Origin of the sequence: Streptomyces ovatisporus (assembly GCF_042653885.1) — a bacterium.
Taxonomy (GTDB): domain Bacteria; phylum Actinomycetota; class Actinomycetes; order Streptomycetales; family Streptomycetaceae; genus Streptomyces; species Streptomyces ovatisporus.
This window is the reverse complement of record NZ_JBHSFH010000005.1, coordinates 633,572-651,156: the sequence shown is the minus strand read 5'-3', so window position 1 is coordinate 651,156 and position 17,585 is coordinate 633,572. Positions and strand designations below refer to the sequence as shown.

Annotated in this window: 18 protein-coding genes; 8 read left to right on the top strand and 10 right to left on the bottom strand. The window is 69.8% G+C overall.

Features of this window, described 5'->3' with window-relative positions:
• Nucleotides 1-10 precede the first annotated feature (10 nt).
• From ACFPA8_RS11310 to ACFPA8_RS11295, 4 genes are all read right to left on the bottom strand, one after another.
• Nucleotides 11-451 carry a VOC family protein gene (locus ACFPA8_RS11310; RefSeq protein ID WP_386446198.1) on the bottom strand — a complete coding sequence of 147 codons (441 nt, stop codon included), beginning with the start codon at nucleotides 449-451 and terminating at the stop codon, nucleotides 11-13.
• 572 nt (nucleotides 452-1,023) lie between these two features.
• A complete protein-coding gene (locus tag ACFPA8_RS11305; protein ID WP_386446195.1) occupies nucleotides 1,024-1,836 on the bottom strand; it encodes a maleylpyruvate isomerase N-terminal domain-containing protein in 813 nt (270 codons plus the stop codon).
• Nucleotides 1,837-2,015: 179 nt separating this feature from the next.
• Nucleotides 2,016-2,660: an O-methyltransferase gene (locus ACFPA8_RS11300; protein WP_386446193.1), complete on the bottom strand. Its 645-nt coding sequence runs from the start codon at nucleotides 2,658-2,660 to the stop codon at nucleotides 2,016-2,018.
• A 284-nt stretch (nucleotides 2,661-2,944) separates the two neighbouring features.
• Nucleotides 2,945-3,253, bottom strand: coding sequence for a hypothetical protein (locus ACFPA8_RS11295; RefSeq protein WP_028429910.1), 309 nt, complete (start codon nucleotides 3,251-3,253; stop codon nucleotides 2,945-2,947).
• A 174-nt stretch (nucleotides 3,254-3,427) separates the two neighbouring features.
• On the opposite strand from ACFPA8_RS11295, the gene ACFPA8_RS11290 reads away from it, so the two are divergent.
• Entirely contained in the window at nucleotides 3,428-4,414 is a 987-nt protein-coding gene (locus ACFPA8_RS11290) for a C40 family peptidase (RefSeq protein ID WP_386446190.1), read from the top strand.
• Nucleotides 4,415-4,837: 423 nt separating this feature from the next.
• Nucleotides 4,838-5,593: a phosphatase PAP2 family protein gene (locus ACFPA8_RS11285; protein ID WP_386446187.1), complete on the top strand. Its 756-nt coding sequence runs from the start codon at nucleotides 4,838-4,840 to the stop codon at nucleotides 5,591-5,593.
• A gap of 105 nt (nucleotides 5,594-5,698) precedes the next feature.
• Here the strand turns inward: ACFPA8_RS11285 and ACFPA8_RS11280 are convergent, their stop codons facing one another.
• Nucleotides 5,699-5,920, bottom strand: coding sequence for a hypothetical protein (locus ACFPA8_RS11280; RefSeq protein WP_386446185.1), 222 nt, complete (start codon nucleotides 5,918-5,920; stop codon nucleotides 5,699-5,701).
• 95 nt (nucleotides 5,921-6,015) lie between these two features.
• Between ACFPA8_RS11280 and ACFPA8_RS11275 the strand changes: the two genes are divergently transcribed.
• The gene (locus ACFPA8_RS11275) at nucleotides 6,016-6,906 is read left to right on the top strand and encodes an SCO4651 family lipoprotein (protein WP_386446323.1); all 891 of its coding nucleotides are present in this window, start codon (nucleotides 6,016-6,018) and stop codon (nucleotides 6,904-6,906) included.
• Nucleotides 6,907-7,054: 148 nt separating this feature from the next.
• Nucleotides 7,055-7,333, top strand: a complete 279-nt coding sequence (locus ACFPA8_RS11270; RefSeq protein ID WP_386446320.1) for a hypothetical protein — start codon at nucleotides 7,055-7,057, stop codon at nucleotides 7,331-7,333.
• A gap of 160 nt (nucleotides 7,334-7,493) precedes the next feature.
• Here the strand turns inward: ACFPA8_RS11270 and ACFPA8_RS11265 are convergent, their stop codons facing one another.
• Nucleotides 7,494-7,853: a metal-sensitive transcriptional regulator gene (locus ACFPA8_RS11265; protein ID WP_386446182.1), complete on the bottom strand. Its 360-nt coding sequence runs from the start codon at nucleotides 7,851-7,853 to the stop codon at nucleotides 7,494-7,496.
• A gap of 259 nt (nucleotides 7,854-8,112) precedes the next feature.
• Between ACFPA8_RS11265 and ACFPA8_RS11260 the strand changes: the two genes are divergently transcribed.
• Nucleotides 8,113-8,733 (top strand): DUF47 domain-containing protein, encoded by a 621-nt coding sequence (locus ACFPA8_RS11260; RefSeq protein ID WP_045862025.1) that lies wholly within the window; start codon nucleotides 8,113-8,115, stop codon nucleotides 8,731-8,733.
• 6 nt (nucleotides 8,734-8,739) lie between these two features.
• Nucleotides 8,740-9,735, top strand: a complete 996-nt coding sequence (locus tag ACFPA8_RS11255) for an inorganic phosphate transporter (protein ID WP_386446179.1) — start codon at nucleotides 8,740-8,742, stop codon at nucleotides 9,733-9,735.
• Nucleotides 9,736-9,982: 247 nt separating this feature from the next.
• Here ACFPA8_RS11255 and pstB read toward each other — a convergent pair whose 3' ends face one another.
• The 4 genes from pstB to pstS form a co-directional block, all read right to left on the bottom strand.
• Nucleotides 9,983-10,759 (bottom strand): phosphate ABC transporter ATP-binding protein PstB, encoded by a 777-nt coding sequence (pstB, locus tag ACFPA8_RS11250; protein WP_386446176.1) that lies wholly within the window; start codon nucleotides 10,757-10,759, stop codon nucleotides 9,983-9,985.
• 123 nt (nucleotides 10,760-10,882) lie between these two features.
• A complete protein-coding gene (gene pstA, locus ACFPA8_RS11245; RefSeq protein ID WP_386446173.1) occupies nucleotides 10,883-11,968 on the bottom strand; it encodes a phosphate ABC transporter permease PstA in 1,086 nt (361 codons plus the stop codon).
• 55 nt (nucleotides 11,969-12,023) lie between these two features.
• Nucleotides 12,024-13,028, bottom strand: a complete 1,005-nt coding sequence (gene pstC, locus ACFPA8_RS11240; RefSeq protein WP_386446170.1) for a phosphate ABC transporter permease subunit PstC — start codon at nucleotides 13,026-13,028, stop codon at nucleotides 12,024-12,026.
• Nucleotides 13,029-13,219: 191 nt separating this feature from the next.
• Nucleotides 13,220-14,335 (bottom strand): phosphate ABC transporter substrate-binding protein PstS, encoded by a 1,116-nt coding sequence (pstS, locus tag ACFPA8_RS11235; protein ID WP_386446167.1) that lies wholly within the window; start codon nucleotides 14,333-14,335, stop codon nucleotides 13,220-13,222.
• A 474-nt stretch (nucleotides 14,336-14,809) separates the two neighbouring features.
• On the opposite strand from pstS, the gene ACFPA8_RS11230 reads away from it, so the two are divergent.
• A complete protein-coding gene (locus ACFPA8_RS11230; RefSeq protein WP_386446165.1) occupies nucleotides 14,810-15,877 on the top strand; it encodes a C40 family peptidase in 1,068 nt (355 codons plus the stop codon).
• A gap of 196 nt (nucleotides 15,878-16,073) precedes the next feature.
• The gene (locus ACFPA8_RS11225; RefSeq protein ID WP_386446162.1) at nucleotides 16,074-17,483 is read left to right on the top strand and encodes a PP2C family protein-serine/threonine phosphatase; all 1,410 of its coding nucleotides are present in this window, start codon (nucleotides 16,074-16,076) and stop codon (nucleotides 17,481-17,483) included.
• Nucleotides 17,484-17,585: the final 102 nt, after the last annotated feature.

The following is a 17,585-nucleotide window of genomic DNA, read 5'->3' as shown; positions in this document are numbered from 1 at the left end:
ACGGCAGCTTCTAGCCGGCGGGACCGAGGTGGACGCGGCCGGTGGCGTCGATGCTCCAGCCGGGGTTGTGGCAGATCTCCCAGACCACGCCGTTGGGGTCGGCGAAATGCCCGTGGTAACCGCTGAACACGGGGACGGCCCTGGGGGACTTGACGAGGCGTGCCCCGGCCCGGACGGCCGCGTTCACCAGTGTGTCGACCTCCTCCGGGGTGCCGACGTTGTGCGACAGAGTCACTCCCGTGGTGCTGGTGGACGAGACGGCGTCCGCGACGTCCGCGCGGAACTTCTCCTCCTCGAAGAAGCCGAGTACGAGACCGGGGCCCGTACGGAAGAAGATGATCTCGCCCGGAACGTCGGCGAGCGGTTCCCAGCCGAGCCCTTCCCGGTAGAACTCCCGGGAGGCGTCGAGGTCCGGGGTCGCGAGGGTCACGAAGTGGATGCGCTGTTCCATTCGGGGAGTCTGGCACGGGGAACCAGGGCGTCCTGGGAGGTCGGGCGGCCGGAGCGGAGGTGCCCCGGCGGTGGCGGCCCGGCCGGAACCCGCTTCCCGTATCCGGCTTCCGGCTGTCGCGCCGCCTCCTCGGTCCGGGAAGACCGCCGGTATGGTGCGGCTCGTCCGGACGGTTTCGCCTCGCCTCGGCCCTGCTGCACAAACGCAGTGGATCGGGCCTCTGCGGCGCCCTGTTGCGTCGTCCGTCATCCACAGGCTGTGGATGACGAAGCCGCAGTCGACGCGCAGCACGAGCGCCCGACAGAACAGAACGGAACAGGACATGCCGCAGTGCGCGTGCCCCGTCGGACGGTGCACGCGCACTGCCAGTCATCAATCACCTCGAACGCCGCGCCGCACTCGGCGGTCGGGACCCTGCTGACGGACCGGACCGGACCGGACCGGACCGCACCGCACCGGACGGCGTGCGCCCGCCGCGCCGACAGCCCGGTCCTCGCTGCTCCGGAGGCGGCACGGCCGAGAGACGCCGCGAACGCCTCCGCCGTGCCGCCTCCGCTGTCGCAGCAACCCCCTCACGCGAAGCTGACGCGCTCCAGCCAGAAGTCCAACAGCCCGGTGTCTCCCAGCACTTCGACGCGGTCGCTGGTGGGCGGCAGGCGCCGGAAGAAGACACGGAGCACGTCGACGACGGGACCGCGCAGGGCGACCGGAGCCTTCTCGTGGCTGCGCCGCCAGCTGATGCCTTCCTCGCCGAGCGTGATCAGCCACTCCGCCTCGAGATCCGCCCCCGTGTCCGTCGCGTGGAGGTGGAGCGTCTCGCCGGCACGCTCGGCGAGCGTGCGCAGCGCGGGCCGGTGATCCTTCGCCTCCTCGCTGGCGACGATGTCCAGCCATTCGTCGATGCAGTCGGCCGCCAGGGCGTGGTCCGCGTCGAAGCCGGAGCCCGCGGCGAGCGCGGCGTCCGCGCGGTGCACGAGCGTCTCGTGCGTCCTCCGCCGCGCCCAGAAGCCGGTTCGGCCCTGCGGAAGGAACGTCCACACAGCGGCCTCCGGCCCGGCGATGCGCAGCTCGTCGGAGACCAGCTGAGCGCTCTCGGCCAGCCAGGCGTCGAGTGCGGCTGCGTCGGCGGAGGCGTCGGAGACTCTGGCGGGGCCGCCGCGGCCCGGCACGGAATCGAGCGGAACGGCGCTCGCCGCCCGTGTCCGTACGATCTCGCCGGCCCACCGGTGGCCGTCGCCCAGATGCACGGCCAGGTCCCGCATCGTCCACTCCGGGCACGACGGCACACGGGCGTCGAGCGGAGTGCTGTCGAGAACGTCGCGGAACAGCCGGGTCTGATCGATGATTTCGGCGCAGTAGCGTTCGTGCTCCAGGGTGGCAGGCATGATCGAAGCCTAGGACGCACCACTGACAACATCACCGGCGAGAGCACCGGCGGCACCACCGGCCTCTTCCGCACACCTCGGCGGGCGTGCAGCCCGCTCGACGGCGCGCGTCGTGCACCGTACGCCCGCCGGTGGTCCGGAGTTACCGGAGGACCGTCCCGCGACGGCCCCCGCGGGCGTCACAGCTTGCGTGCGAGCGTGACACCGTCCCGAAGCGGCAGCATCACCGACTGGACGCGGCTGTCCGCCGTGATGGTGTCGTTGACCTGCCGGATGGCCTTGTCGGCCTCGTCCTGCGCCGCCGGGTCGACGACACGGCCGCCGCGCAGCACGTTGTCCAGGACGATCAGCCCTCCCGGGCGCATGCGCGGGACGAGCTCCTCGTAGTACGCGGGGTAGCCGGTCTTGTCGGCGTCGACGAACGCGAAGTCGATGCGGGCACCCGGGCGGAGACCGCGGATCGTGTCCAGCGCCGGAGCGATACGCAGGTCGATGCGTTCGCTCAGCCCCGCGCGCTCCCAGTAACGGGCGGCGACGGACGTCCACTCCTCGGACACGTCGCACGCCAGGAGCCGGCCGCCCCCGGTGAGGCCGCGGGCGATGCAGATCGAGGAGTATCCGGTGAACACACCGATCTCCACGGCGAATTCGGCGCGGGTGAGCCGGGTGAGCATCGTGAGGAACTCGCCCTCGTCGTGCGACACCTGCATCGTCGTTCCCGGCTCCAGCCCGTGCGTCTCCTCGACGAGGTCGCGCAGGACGTCGTCGGCCGGAGTGGCGTGGGCGAGAAGGTAGTCCTCGAGGGCGGGGTTCACGATGTCCATGCGTACTCAAATCCTCCGTGCTGCCGGGAAGTTCAGGTCACGCGTGCCCGTGGGTCCCGGAGCACCGGGACGCCAGGGGACGCAGGCGGTACGCGCGACGCCTCCCGCCGTCATGACCGGTCCGGGTCCCAGGTCCGGGTCCCAGGTCCGGGCCACAGCCGAGCAGCCCGTCACGGGACGATCCTCCGCGTTGAGGCTGCACGCGCCGTCCGCCGTGACGCCGCGTCCGCGGCGGACGGCGCCATCTGCCCGAGCGGCGGACGGAGCCATCTGCCCGACAGGGCTCAGACCGCCATGCCGTAGACGATTGTGAAGAGCGTGCCGAGCGAACCGATGATGAACACGCCGGTCAGACCCGCCACGATCAGGCCCTTGCCCTGCTCGGCGCTGAAGGTGTCGCGCAACGCCGTGGCGCCGATGCGCTGCTTCGCCGCGCCCCAGATGGCGATGCCGAGGCAGAGGAGGATGGCGATGGCCATCACGACCTCGATCATGATCCGTGCCTCGTTGCCGAGCGACCCGAACGGGCCCCAGTCGGGCGCGATTCCGCCGATGATGGTGGTGATGTCGCCCTTGTCGGCCGCCAGAAACATGGTGAACTCACCGCCCATTGTCGGAGATTGATGATGCATTGAACACGCTGCTAGGGAATGGATGATGAAGCTGGATGCTGTGCCCGGCAGGGGCACGCCTCCTCGGATTCTGTCATGAGTCGGACGGGATGGGCAGTGAACCACGCTCGTATGAGGGATGGTTGAGTGGTGCGGATGCGTGGATCGGGACGTAAGAAGCTCTGGCTGGGCGTCGGCGGGTTAGGTCTGCTCGCCGGATTCCTGGCCCTGCTCGTGATCGGCACGTACGTGACGGCGGCCGGGCTCGCGGGCGCCGGCGGCCGCGTCGTGGGACTGGCCAAGGGCGCCGTGCCCACCGAGTACCAGGCGCTGGTGCAGAAGTGGGGATCGCTGTGCCCGGCGCTGAACCCGGCGCTGCTGGCGGCGCAGCTCTACCAGGAGAGCGGCTGGCGGCCGGACGCGAAGAGCAGCGCGCAGGCGCAGGGCATCGCGCAGTTCATCCCCGGCACGTGGTCGGCGCACGGCCTCGACGGCGACGGCGACGGCGACCGTGACGTGTGGGACCCGAAGGACGCCATCCCGTCGGCCGCCAACTACGACTGCAAGCTCGCCTCTTACGTGAAGGACGCCCCCGGAAGCCAGACGGACAACATGCTGGCCGCCTACAACGCGGGTGCCTACGCCGTCATCAAGTACGGGGGAGTCCCGCCGTACCGCGAGACGAAGAACTACGTGTCGACGATCCGGAAGATGGAGCAGAGCTTCGCCTCCACCAAGGGACGCGTCGACCCCTCCAAGCGCGCTGCGGGTGCCATCTACTACGCGCAGAAGAAGCTCGGCACGCCCTATCTGTGGGGCGGCAACGGCACGCCTGAGCAGGACGGCAGGTTCGACTGCTCGGGGCTGACCCTGGCCGCGTACAGAAGCGTGGGCGTCACGCTGCCGCGGGTGGCCAACGACCAGTGGAACAGCGGACCTCATCCGAAGAGGGACGAACTGCTCCCGGGCGACCTGGTGTTCTTCGGCACGGACCTGAACAACTCGCGCTCCATCGACCACGTGGGCATCTACGTCGGCGGCGGCCACATGATCAACGCGCCCTACACCGGCGCCACGATCCGCTTCGACCCCATCGACACGCCGAACTACTTCGGTGCCACCCGCCCGACGGGTGACGGGTGACAGGTGACGGGAGAGGGAATGACTGACGGCGGTGGCAGGTGACGAATCACAACTGGCGTGCGGCCACCGGCAGATGACGTCGGTCGACCAGGAACGACCGGGCCCGGCCGGCGAATTGGCAGGTCGACGGGCCGGTGTGAAATCTGGTTCGCATGTGCGGGGCCCCGTAGGTGGCGGGACCGTGAGGAGGGCGTGCAGGAACGTGTAATCATTGCGGAACGCTGGGTGAGACGTGGCCCCTGAGCTGCGGATACGGATCACCCTTCGATAACGTCCGGGTGATCGTTCGGTAAGACCGGAACGCCCGGAGCGTCGACCGGCGTTCTCTTTACGGCGGAAGAGCACTTCCGCATCCACGGCCACGGGGGGTCGAAGCGCGGCGGACGAGCGTCGAGCAGATCAGAGTGAGAGGTCAGCAACGCGATGGCAGTTTGGGACGACCCGGACGTCGATCTGCTCTACGAGATCAACGGCCTGGCAGAGTCCGCCCCGACCTGGGCCGACCGGACCATGGAGTACGTCGGCGAGTACGGCATCGTCATCGCGCTGGTACTGCTCGGGTTCTGCGCCTGGTGGCGTGTCACGCGCCGGGCGGCATCCGGTGAGGAAGCGGTCGCCGGTTTCGCGGGGCTGGTCTGGACGCCGCTGGCGGCCGCTCTCGCCCTGCTGTTGAACATCCCCATCAGGAACTTCGTCGAGCGTCCCCGGCCCTTCGTGGACCACAAGGGGCTGGAAGTCCTCATCCGGGGCAAGGACGACTACTCGTTCGTGAGCGACCACGCGACCCTGGCCATGGCGCTGGCCGTCGGAATCTTCATGGTCCACCGCCGGTACGGGCTGGTGGGCATACTGCTCGCGGTGGCCGCCGGTCTCAGCCGTGTCTACATGGGCGTGCACTATCCGACGGACGTGATCGGCGGTCTCGCTCTCGGTACCGCTGTCGCACTGCTGCTGGCGCCGGCCGCGATGTGGCTGCTGACACCCGTCGTACGGGCGGTCGCCGACACATCCGGGCTGGGCGGACTGGTGTGGGCGTCGTCCGCCCGGAGCGCCGCCGGTGCGGGGCACGCGCCCGAAAGCCGTCGCGCGGCCGAAGGCGCAGAGGGCCGCGACTCGTCGGGCGCGGGGCGGCAGCAGGGGCGCCGCAGTCAGCGCGACGACCGCGACCTGGCGGCGTAGCCCGCCACGCACGCGCGCACCGCCGGAGCCCACCCGGCCCGGCGGTCGCCCGCCCCCCGACTGCCGCCCAGCACACCGGTGTTCCCACACACCGGCGCGTCCTGCTCAGACCTCCCGCGCCTCGTGCGTCCCGTGTGCCGCCGCGTCAGCGCGCGAGGTGCCTCTCGAGCGACGCGCGGGTCCGAGCCAGCCGCAGGAACAGCAGGCATGCGTGAAGGAACCCCGTTCGACCGTCGACGTGTCGTGCGGTCCGTCCTGGTCCATGCCGTGCCGTCCGTCCTGGTCGGGGCTCTCACTGCCGGTCCCGTGACCCGTTCGCTCGCGCACGTGACAACCGTAACCGGCCCCGTGACGGGCGGCCCCGGGCTCTCGTTAAGGGATCGAATCCCAGGAACAGAGTGCTCGTTGGGGGTCGGCGGACGATGGTGGCGCAGGGGCTCGGGCGCAGTCACGCGTGGGCCGCTGCCGCCACCCTCTCAGCCGTCGGGCCGCTGCTCGTCCTCACCACCGGATGTACGGACAACGGCACGGCGGCCGCGAGCGACAAGCCGCACCCGAGCCCCGTCGAGGTGGTACGGGCGGCTCCGGACGTACTGACGAAATACGGGACTTCACGCTCCCGCACCTCCATGACGATGGCCAGCGGCGGCACCCGCATCTCCGTCGACGGCAAGGGCGGCTTCGACTACCGCAAGCGGCTCGGCCACCTCACGGTGCGGCTGCCGGAGGGGACTTCGGGCGCGCAGCCCGGCGAGCGGCGGCTCGTGAAGGAGATCGTGGTTCCGCAGGCGCTGTACATGAAGAACCGGGGGGCGGGCGTTCCCGAGGACAAGTGGGTGCGTCTCGACACCACCGCGCTCCCCGACGGGAATCTGGTCACGGCCGGTGCGACGGACCCGGTCAGCGCTGCCGAACTGCTGCGCGGCGCGCGGGGAGTGACGTACGGGGGAAGGCGGGAGCTGGACGGGGAGCGCGTGCGCCGCTACCGGGGCACGGTCGACCTGCGGGCGGCGGCGCGGAGCGCCGTGCCGCACTGGCGCGATCAGTTGGCTGCCGCGGCGAAAGGGTTCTCCGAGCGGACGGTCCCGTTTGACGCGTACATCGATGGGCAGGGGCGCCTGCGGAAGATTCGGCACGAGTTCACTTTCGCGGGTGATGCGCAGGACAGGCCGGGCGGGGCGGAGTCCGGCGGGAGCGGCGGCGGGGATGTCGCTGTCTCGTCGACGACGTGGTTCCACGGTTTCGGCGCACCGGTGAGAGTCGAGATGCCGGATTCGTCCGACATCTACGCAGGAAAGATCGCGCCGTTCTGAACAGTTACGGCTCACGGTCCCGCAACGGGCGCTTCAGCCGCGGTTGCGGGTTCGAAATGGTCCGGAATTGCCATGCGCGGAGGGTGCGCCCGTCCCTACTGTGGGGATACACGAGGAGGTGGTGCGTGTGCCTGGCAGCGTTCCCGGTGTGCCCGGTCGTGGTTCGCGGGGTTATGTCGTCCAGGACCACGTGGCCCTCGCCGAGATCGAGCTGTGCAGTGAGCTGATGATCGCTGCCTCGGCGGCGGAGGAGGCCGGCGAGGAGAGGCTGAGCATCGCACGTATCGACGAGGTGCTGGGCACGGTCCCGGGCGACCTCGACGAGACCGCCTGGCAGTCCGTGCAGCGCCCGGTGCCCCGTTCCGTGCAGGCCAAGGGCCAGGCGCCCGGCGGCCGGACGGGCGAGCCCTCGGGGCGCTGTCTCTGACGAGCCGCTGACTCCGTGCGCCGGCGCCGGGGCGGCCGGGGCCGGCGCGGATCGTCTCTCCGCGCCGGACGGAGCGCCCGTCTCCGTGTGTGATCTGCCACTTCCGCCGTGACCCGCCCGTTGTGTTCCGGGCGGTCGTGTCCCGGATGCCCGCGGTGTCTCAGGTGCGCAGCAGGCGGGCGACGGCTGCTGTCGCCTCCTCCACCTTCTCGTCCATCTCTTCGCCGCCCTCTTTCGCGGCGTGTGCCACGCAGTGCCGCAGGTGCTCCTGCAGGAGCTGGAGCGCGAAGGACTGCAGCGCCTTCGTGGACGCGGAGACCTGGGTGAGGACGTCGATGCAGTAGACGTCCTCCTCGACCATGCGCTGCAGACCGCGCACTTGGCCCTCGATGCGGCGCAGGCGCTTGAGGTGGGCGTCCTTGTCCTTGGTGTAGCCGTGCTCGCCGGTGGTGGCGTGCGCCGCGCAGGGGTCATCGCCTGTGGCGGTGCTCCTGTCGTCGGTTGCGCCGGCCGTCGTCATGGTGCCTCCCGTGGTCAGTGGGCGCGGGGCGGTACGCGAAGGCGTACGGGAAAGTGCCTGGATGGCCGGAAATGTGCGGTGGTGGGGACTGTCCGACCTGCGGAGAACATACCCCTCATGGGTATATCGTAGCGGATTCGGGGAGGGCGGTTCAGGGCAGAGTGAGGTATGGGCGACACTGTCTGAGGCCGCCTCGCCGTGGCCGGATGATGCGCTTAGCATCAACGAGACCGTCACCGATGGACCCCGAGGATCTCCAGTGCGCTTTCGTCTGACCCCAAGGGAGACGAGCTTCTACGACATGTTCGCGGCCTCCGCGGACAACATCGTCACGGGCTCGAGACTCCTCATGGAACTGCTCGGGGCGGAATCCTCCGCACGCGCCGAGATCGCCGAGCGTATGCGTGCAGCGGAGCACGCGGGGGACGACGCGACGCACGCGATCTTCCACCAGCTCAACTCCTCCTTCATCACGCCCTTCGACCGGGAGGACATCTACAAGCTGGCCTCCTCGCTCGACGACATCATGGACTTCATGGAGGAGGCCGTCGATCTCGTCGTTCTCTACGAGATCGAGGACCTGCCCAAGGGCGTCGAGCAGCAGATCGAGGTGCTGGCGCGGGCGGCCGAGCTGACCGCCGAGGCCATGCCGCATCTGCGCACGATGGAGAACCTCACCGAGTACTGGATCGAGGTCAACCGCCTCGAGAACCAGGCGGACCAGATCCACCGCAAGCTGCTCGCCCACCTCTTCAACGGCAAGTACGACGCGATGGACGTCATGAAGCTCAAGCAGGTCGTGGACGTGCTGGAGGAGGCGGCGGACGCCTTCGAGCACGTGGCCAACACGGTCGAGACCATCGCGGTCAAGGAGTCCTGACCCCCCGTGGACACGTTCGCTCTCATCGTGACCATCGGGGTCGCGCTCTTCTTCACATATACGAACGGCTTCCACGACTCGGCGAACGCGATCGCCACCTCGGTCTCGACGCGTGCGCTGACGCCTCGCGCCGCGCTGGCCATGGCCGCTGTGATGAACCTCGCCGGCGCCTTCCTGGGCAGCTCGGTGGCGAAGACCGTGAGCAAGGGGCTGATCGAGACGCCGCACGGGCGGAGCGGGATGGCCATCCTCTTCGCCGCGCTCGTCGGTGCGATCGTGTGGAACCTGATCACGTGGTACTTCGGACTGCCGTCCTCGTCCTCGCACGCGCTGTTCGGCGGCATGGTCGGTGCCGCACTGGCAGGTGGCACTGCCGTCATCTGGTCCGGTGTGATCGAGAAGATCGTGCTGCCGATGTTCATCTCGCCGATCGTCGGGATGGCGCTGGGCTATCTGGTGATGATGGCCATCCTGTGGCTCTTCCGCCGCTCCAACCCGCACCGCGCGAAGCGGGGATTCCGTATCGCGCAGACGGTCTCCGCGGCCGGAATGGCCCTGGGACACGGTCTGCAGGACGCGCAGAAGACGATGGGCATCGTGGTGCTGGCCCTGAGCATCGCGGATGTGCAGGAGGGCAAGGGCATTCCGCTGTGGGTCAAGTTCGCCTGCGCGGGGATGCTTTCGCTCGGTACGTACGCCGGCGGATGGCGCATCATGCGGACGCTGGGGCGCCGGATCATCGAACTGGACCCGCCGCAGGGTTTCGCCGCGGAGACGACAGCCGCCTCCGTGATGTACACGGCGTCCTTCATGTTCAGCGCACCGATCTCCACCACGCACGTCATCACCTCCGCGATCATGGGCGTCGGCGCGACGAAGCGGGTCTCCGCGGTGCGATGGGGAGTTGCGGGGAACATCGTCGCGGGATGGTTCATCACCATGCCGGCTGCCGCGACGGTGGCGGCGCTCAGTTACTGGTCGATCCTGCTCTTCTTCGGCTGACCTCCGCCCGTCCGCGCACGGCGGGCCGGGCCGCTCCGCGGCCGTTTCCGGTCCGCCTGCGCGCACGCGGCCGCCGTGAACCCGGGTGCGCTCGGGCGGGCGCGGGCGGTTGTACGCGCGCAACGACCGTGCGGGATACGGAAGTCACGGGCTCGCCCCCGGAGACCCGGGGGCGAGCCCTGCCGCCCTGCGGTGGCACCGCCATGCAGCACCGCGAGGCCGCCGGACACCGTCCGTCGGCTGCGGATCAGCCGAAGCGGCCGGAGATGTAGTCCTCGGTGGCCTGCACCGACGGGTTGGAGAAGATCCGCTCGGTGTCGTCGATCTCGATGAGCCGGCCCGGCTGGCCGACCGCGGAGAGGTTGAAGAAGGCCGTACGGTCCGAAACCCGGGCCGCCTGCTGCATGTTGTGGGTGACGATGACGATCGTGAACTGCGACTTCAGTTCGCCGATCAGATCCTCGATCGCCAGCGTGGAGATCGGGTCGAGAGCCGAGCACGGCTCGTCCATCAGCAGCACCTGCGGCTGCACGGCGATGGCGCGGGCGATGCACAGCCGCTGCTGCTGGCCGCCGGAGAGACCCGAACCGGGCTTGTTGAGACGGTCCTTGACCTCGTTCCAGAGGTTGGCGCCCTGGAGGGACTTCTCGACGATGCCGTCGAGCTCCTTCCTCTTGTAGTCGCCGTTCAGGCGCAGGCCCGCCGCGACGTTGTCGTAGATGGACATCGTCGGGAACGGGTTGGGCCGCTGGAAGACCATGCCGATGGTGCGGCGTACGGCGACGGGGTCCACGTTGGTGCCGTAGAGGTCCTCGTGGTCCAGCATCACCTTGCCCTCGACGCGGCCTCCCGGGGTGACCTCGTGCATGCGGTTGAGGGTGCGCAGGAGGGTCGACTTGCCGCAGCCGGACGGCCCGATGAAGGCCGTGACGGAGCGGGGTTCGACGCTCATGGAGATGTCGTCGATGGCCCGGTGACCGCCGTAGAAGGCGGTGAGGCCGCTGACGTCGATTCGCTTGGCCATGGTGTCAGTCGCTTTCTCGGGGGTGCGTGCGGGAGGGCGGGTGTGCGGGTGCCTGTGGCGGAGGGGCGGTCGCCGTCGACGGCTCCGTGGGCCGTGCCGTCGACGGGCCGCCCGGGAGGGCCGTCAACGGCCCGCCGCCTTGGGCGCCTTCCAGCGGGCGATCCCGCGTGCCAGCAGATTCAGGAGCATCACGAACGCGATGAGCGTGAGCGCTCCGGCCCAGGCGCGGTCGATGCTGGCCGCGTTGCCGAGCTTGTACTGGTTCCAGACGTAGAGCGGGAGGGACTCCTGCGCGCCTGAGAACGGGTTGGGGTTGATCAGCGGGTTGCCGAAGACCAGCAGCATCACGGGTGCGGTCTCGCCGGTGATGCGGGCGATGGCGAGCATCACGCCGGTGGCGATTCCGCCCATGGAGGTGGGCAGCACGACCTTGAGGATCGTGCGCCACTTGGGCACGCCCAACGCCAGTGACGCCTCGCGCAGTTCGTTCGGGACGAGCTTGAGCATCTCCTCGGTGGAGCGGACCACGACAGGCATCATCAGGATCGCCAGAGCCATGGAGCCGGCGAACCCGGACGGGCCGAAGCCGAGACCGAGGTTCCAGAAGGCGAGGACGAACAGGCCCGCGACGATGGACGGGATGCCCGTCATCACGTCGACGAAGAAAGTCACCGCCTGTGCGAGCCTGCCCCGCCCGTACTCGACGAGGTAGATCGCAGTGAGAAGGCCGATGGGGGCGGCCACGAGCGTTGCCAGACCGACCTGTTCGAGGGTGCCCAGCAGCGCGTGGTAGACGCCGCCGCCCTCTTCGAGGTTGGTCATGCCGCCCATGGAGTGGGAGAGGAAGTATCCGTCGAGGAGCTCCGCGCCACGGCTGACGGTCGTCCACGCGAGGGAGACCAGCGGGACGACGGCGATGATGAAGCAGACCCACACCACGCTGGTGGCGACCCTGTCCTTGGCCTGGCGGCTGTCCTCGACGAGGCTCGTGAGCGCGTAGGTGACGATCACGAACAGCAGCGCGGCGACAAGCCCCCACTGGATGCGGCTCTCCCAGCCGGCGAGGGTGCCGGTGCCGATGCCGAGCCCCGCCGAGACCAGCGCGACGAGCGCCGGGGTCCAGCGCGGCAGGCGCCGGCGGGCCAGGGAGGGCGTGGTGGGCGGCGGGTCGGTGACCTGCGGCTTGTCCATCAGTGCGTTGTCGCTCATGCGTGCCCCCGCTCACGGGTGGTGGTGCCTGCTCGGCGAAGTGCCTGTGCGTCCCTCATGCGTTGGCCCCCGAGTACTCCTTGCGCCGGGCGATGATGTAGCGGGCGGCGCCGTTGACGAGCAGGGTGATGACGAAGAGGACGAGGCCGGAGGCGATCAGTGCGTCACGTCCGAAGTCGTCGGCCTCGTTGAACTTCGCGGCGATGTTCTGCGCGAACGTGCCGCTGCCCGGGTCGAGCAGGTGCCAGGTGAAGACGAAGCCGGGGGAGAGGACCGTGGCGACGGCCATGGTCTCGCCCAGCGCGCGTCCCAGGCCGAGCATCGAGGCGGAGATGATGCCGGAACGGCCGAAGGGGAGGACCGACATGCGGATGACCTCCCAGCGGGTGGCGCCCAGCGCCAGTGCCGCTTCCTCGTACATCCTCGGCGCCTGGAGGAATACCTCGCGGGAGACGTTCGTGATGATCGGCAGGATCATGATCGCCAGCAGGATGCCGACGGTGAAGATGGAGCGCGCCGGGCTGCCCGGGTTGGACATCTCGAAGACCGTCGTCCAGCCGAGGAACTGATCCATCCAGCGGGTGAGGCCGTCGAGGTAGGGGACGAGGAAGAGCGCGCCCCACAGGCCGTAGATGATGGAGGGCACCGCGGCCAGCAGGTCGATGACGTAGGCGAGCGGCGCCGCGAGCCTGCGCGGCGCGTAGTGCGAGATGAACAGTGCGATGCCCACGGCGACGGGCACGGCGATGACCATCGCGATCAGCGAGCTGACGACCGTGCCGAAGGCGAGGATGCCGATGCCGAACGCGGGCGGGTCGCCCTGCGGGTTCCACTCGAAGGCGGTCAGGAAGTTGACCGAGTTCTCGGATATGGCGATCGACGCGCGGTAGGTGAGGAAGGCGGCGATGGCCGCCATGATCACCAGCAGCGTGATGCCGGAGCCGCGGGAGAGGCCGCGGAAGATCTTGTCACCGGGGTGAACTGCCTTGCCCTTGACGGCGGCCGGAGCGGTGTCCGGCGGCGTCGGGGGTGGCGCTGTCGATGTGCGTGAGAGGTCCATGGTGTCTCCGGTCTGGGTCGGGGAGATTCCCCTGGCGGCGGTGCACCGGATGGCAGCCGGCGTGGCGTGCCGGTCTGAGTGGGGCGGTGTGGTCGGAGAAGGGGGGCAGACGTGGTGGCCGGCCCGCTGCCGGGCCGGCCACGTCACGCCCCGTGGCGGAAGGAGCCACGGTCAGGGCCGGGTCCGGCCCGTCAGGACAGCTCCGGAATGGCGCTGCGGACCTTCTTCGCGACCTCCGCGGGGAGCGGCGCGTAACCCAGCTTCGAGAGGGTGCTCTGGCCGTCCTCGCTGGCGGTGTAGGTCAGGAAGGACTTGGTGGCGTCGAGGGTGTTCTTCTTGTTGCCCTTGTCGCAGGCGATCTCGTAGGTGACGAGGACGATCGGGTAGGCGCTCTCGGCCTTGGTGCTGTAGTTCAGCTCCAGCGCGAGGTCCTTGTCCTTGCCGACGACCTTCGCGTCCGCGATGGCGTTGGAGGCGTTCTCGGACGTGGCCTCGACGGGCTCGCCCGCGCCGGTGTCGATCTTGACGCTGTCGAGGTTGTTGGCGGTGGCGTAGGACAGCTCGAAGTAGCCGATGGCGCCGTCGGTCTGCTTCACCTGCTGGGCGATGCCGGCCGAACCCGATGCGGACTGGCCGCCCTTGGCGGGCCAGGACTTCTCGTCCTCGTACTTCCAGTCGTCCTTGGCCGCGGTGCCCAGGTACTTGCCCAGGTTCTGCGTGGTGCCCGACTCGTCGGAGCGGTGGAAGGCCTGGATGTCGGTGCTGGGGAGCTTCTTGCCCGGGTTGAGCTTCTTGATCGCCGGGTCGTTCCACTTCTTGATCTTCGAGTCGAAGATCTTGGCGAGGGTGGGCGCGTCCAGCGCGAGGTCCTCGACGCCGGAGAGGTTGTAGGAGACGGCGATCGGGCCGCCCACCATCGGCAGGTTGATGCCCTGGCCGCCCTTGCAGATCTTCTTGGAGGCGGCCACCTCTTCGGGCTTGAGCGCGGAGTCGGAACCGGCGAAGGCCGTGGTGCCCTGCAGCCACTCCTGGATGCCGCCGCCGGAGCCGATGTCCTTGTAGTTGATCTGGGTTTCCTTGCACGCCGCCTGGTAGTTCTTCACCCATGCGTCCACCGCGTTCTTCTGCGCCGTGGAGCCGGAGGCCAGAAGCTTGCCCTTGCCGTCGCACTTGATGTCGGCGGCGGCCTTCTCGGTGGTCTTCGAGGTGTTGTTGTCCGAGCCGCAGGCGGTGAGTACCAGGGCGCCGGAGACCGCGACGGCGCCGAGGGCGAGGGCGCGAAGCCGGTTCGTGCGCTGAAGCATCACTTTCGTTCAGTTCCTTCCTGGAGCCCGCCGGTGGGGGCGGCGCGCGAGACGTCTTCGGGTTCTTGGGACTCCCGGGGCTGCCGGCAGTCGGTCGGGAGGCGGTCAGTCCGCGCTCCGTAAGGCTGAAATTAGACAGATCAGGTGAAGCGGCCCACGGAAGTGAATGAACGTGCGGTGAACCTCGGCGGTCGGGCCGATGGCGCCGTGCGGGTCCCGGGCAGGGCTTGTTTTCCGGGCGTACCGACGGGTAGGTGTTCCCTCGCCCGACCAGGCGCGAGGGGGCTCGGAAGGACTGGTTCAGCGGCACGGGGCGGCGCCTGCGGGCCTGTTGTTCTCCGTGAGCGCGTGGCACCATCCGCTGAGTGGACGGAAGTTGACGGTTTCTGACGAGCCGTCCGCCGTCCGTGACCCGGCGGGCCGGCAGGCGCAGCACGTGGCTGTGCGTACGGCGGACGTGACCACGAGGGGGCAAGGGTGGGCGGTACGGCGAAACACCGGGCAGTGGTGGCGGCCTGCGTGCTCGGGATGCTGGCGGTGCCTGCGGCGGGAACCGCGCACGCCGACCCGGGCGGTCCGGGCGGTGGCGACGGGACGGCCGGTGTCAGCGGGCCGAGCCTCGAGGACGTCCAGAAGCAGATCGACCGGCTCCACGACAGGGCCGAGGCGGCGGCGGAGGCCTACAACGGCGCCGAGGAGCGCGCCGAGGGGCAGGAGAAGGCCGTCGAGAGCCTGAAGAAGAAGGCCGCGGCGCTGCGCGTGAAGCAGAGGGAGTACAGGAACACGGCGGGAGCGCTGGCCCGTGCCCAGTACCGCAGCGGTGGGATGCCGGACGAGGCCCGGCTGATCCTGCGCGAGTCCCCGGAGGCGTTCATGCGTGACGCCTTCATCATGCGGAAGGGTCAGCGGGCGGCGAAGGGCGTCATCACCACGCTCGCCCGCAGCGAGTTCCAGCTGGAGAAGTACGCCGACGAGGCCTCGGCGAAGCTGCGGGCGCTGGAGGCGAACCGAAAGCGGAAGGCAGCGGCCAAGAAGAAGGTCGAGAAGGAGCTGGAGCGGGCCGAGCAGCTCGAATCGCGGCTGGCGAAGGACGAGCTGAAGCGGCTGAGGCAGCTGGAGGACGAAGCGGCGTGGGCGCGGCAGTCGCAGTGGCTGGAATCCGGCGTGCTGGACGAGATCAGCGGCAAGGCGTCGAAGGCGGGGAAGCGTGCGATCGCCTACGCCACGAACCAGATCGGCAAGGACTACGAGTGGGGCGCCGAGGGGCCCCGTACGTTCGACTGCTCGGGGCTGACTCTCCGTGCCTGGCAGGCGGCGGGGGAGGAGATACCGCGGACGTCGCAGGAGCAGTGGAGGCAGCTGCCGCGGGTGCCGCTGAGGGAGATGCGGCCCGGAGACCTGATCATCTACAAGCGTGACGCAAGCCACGTCGGAATGTACGTGGGCGGCGGCGAGATGGTCCACGCACCCCGTACAGGCCGCCAGATCACCGTTGCGGGGGCCGGCTCCCTGTTGATCAAGGGCGTCGTCCGTCCGGACAAATGAGGACGAGCCGGCTGCGTGTGCAGGCATATGCCATGTGAGGTTTGCCGGCAGCCATTCCGTACATACGTGCGGGGGCGCTAGGGTCCCCTGCACAGTCCGGTCGACGCGGGCGCGGGGGACCAGCGCCGCCGGCCGGGCCCGGTGGTGTGCCGGCTGGCACGCGACCGCACCCTCGGGGGGAGGGAAGGAAGCACATATGCCCGTAGGCGTGCCGCGCGAGGACGCCGTGTCCGCGTCGCCGCGTGCGTCTGTACCGCGCCAGGCCGGCGGGCCCGGCCGGGCCGCGGGGCCCGCGAAGAGCGGGCTGTCGCTGCTGGTCATCGAGGACAGCCGCACAGGGGGACGCAGCGTCCCCGAAATGCTCGACGCCGCCGGCGGATACCTCCCCGGGGACAGACACTCCGACGCCTCGGGCGAGCGCATAAGAGTGCGCACAGCGCGCAATCTCACCGAAGCCGAACGGCTGTTGACCGACGACGTGCAGTGCATCCTGCTCGATCTCGCCCTCACCGGCGCCCAGGGCGGAGCCGCAGCCCAGGAGGCGGGTGCGGCGGAAGGCAGCCGGGGAGGCGGCGCCGCGGCGGGCGGAGGCACCGGTACGGACCGGTCCGCGGAGCAGGACGGTCCGCAGACGGACGAGCTGGAGATGCTGCGGCACGTGCTGCGCCTCGCACCCCGGCACGCGGTGCTCGTACTGACCGACGGCTCCGACGCGGAACGGGCCGCCGAGGCCGTGCGGGTCGGCGCCCAGGACTACCTCTTCCGTGACGAGCTCGACGGGCGGCTCCTCAACCGCGCCATCCGCTACGCCGTCGAGCGCAAGCGCTCCGACCTCGCCCAGCGACAGCTCACCGAATCACGGCTGCGTGCGCAGGAGAACGCGCGTCTGGAACGCGGCCTGCTGCCGACGCCGCTCCTCGCGGGCAGCGAACTGCGCTTCGCCGCCCGCTATCGCCCCGGCCGCTCCCGAGCCCTGCTCGGCGGCGACTTCTACGACACCGTGCGCACAGCTGACGGCACAGTCCACGCGATGATCGGCGACGTGTCCGGCCACGGCCCCGACGAGGCGGCTCTCGGCGTCGAACTGCGCATCGCCTGGCGCGCCTTGACCTTCGCGGGACTGTGCGGCGACCAGCTGCTGGGGACGCTGCAGAAGGTGCTGGACAACGAGCGTCCGAGCGACGAGGTCTTCGCGACCTTGTGCACGGTGGACATCTCCCCCGACGGGCACCGTGCGGGCGTCTGCCTCGCCGGACATCCGTCACCGCTGGTCGCCGGTGCGGGGGGCACGGCCCCGAGGCTGCTCCCGTACGACGAGAGCGGGCCCGCGCTGGGTGTGCTGCCGAGAGCCCGCTGGCCGCGGCGGCAGGTCGAACTGGGCAGGGCCTGGAGTCTGCTGATGTACACCGACGGCCTCATCGAGGGCCGGGTCGGCGAGGGACGCCAGCGTCTCGGACAGGAAGGGATGCTGGAGATCGTCACCGCGCGCATGGCGCAGGGCGCGCAAGGGGAGCAGCTGCTCGACGCGACGATGGAGGACGTGCGCGGGCTGAACGGCGGCGAACTCACCGACGACGTCGCGGTGTTGCTGCTCGACCGGAGGTGAGCCCACCGAGGGCGGCCCGCTGCCCCGCCGCTCGGGCAGCCGGAACTCCTCGGTCACGTGGGTGGCGCCGTGAGCCTGCGGCCGGCCCGGGGCCGGAAGGCG

What these genes read in the sequence shown, in the direction of transcription:
- ACFPA8_RS11295 (WP_028429910.1), bottom strand. Translation starts at nt 3,253, where the DNA reads ATGTTTCTGGCGGCCGACAAGGGCGACATCACCACCATCATCGGCGGA.
- ACFPA8_RS11225 (WP_386446162.1), top strand. Translation starts at nt 16,074, where the DNA reads ATGCCCGTAGGCGTGCCGCGCGAGGACGCCGTGTCCGCGTCGCCGCGT.
- ACFPA8_RS11310 (WP_386446198.1), bottom strand. Translation starts at nt 451, where the DNA reads ATGGAACAGCGCATCCACTTCGTGACCCTCGCGACCCCGGACCTCGAC.
- ACFPA8_RS11265 (WP_386446182.1), bottom strand. Translation starts at nt 7,853, where the DNA reads ATGACGACGGCCGGCGCAACCGACGACAGGAGCACCGCCACAGGCGAT.
- ACFPA8_RS11305 (WP_386446195.1), bottom strand. Translation starts at nt 1,836, where the DNA reads ATGCCTGCCACCCTGGAGCACGAACGCTACTGCGCCGAAATCATCGAT.
- ACFPA8_RS11285 (WP_386446187.1), top strand. Translation starts at nt 4,838, where the DNA reads ATGGCAGTTTGGGACGACCCGGACGTCGATCTGCTCTACGAGATCAAC.
- ACFPA8_RS11300 (WP_386446193.1), bottom strand. Translation starts at nt 2,660, where the DNA reads ATGGACATCGTGAACCCCGCCCTCGAGGACTACCTTCTCGCCCACGCC.
- pstA (WP_386446173.1), bottom strand. Translation starts at nt 11,968, where the DNA reads ATGAGCGACAACGCACTGATGGACAAGCCGCAGGTCACCGACCCGCCG.
- ACFPA8_RS11275 (WP_386446323.1), top strand. Translation starts at nt 6,016, where the DNA reads ATGGTGGCGCAGGGGCTCGGGCGCAGTCACGCGTGGGCCGCTGCCGCC.
- pstC (WP_386446170.1), bottom strand. Translation starts at nt 13,028, where the DNA reads ATGGACCTCTCACGCACATCGACAGCGCCACCCCCGACGCCGCCGGAC.
- ACFPA8_RS11290 (WP_386446190.1), top strand. Translation starts at nt 3,428, where the DNA reads ATGCGTGGATCGGGACGTAAGAAGCTCTGGCTGGGCGTCGGCGGGTTA.
- pstB (WP_386446176.1), bottom strand. Translation starts at nt 10,759, where the DNA reads ATGGCCAAGCGAATCGACGTCAGCGGCCTCACCGCCTTCTACGGCGGT.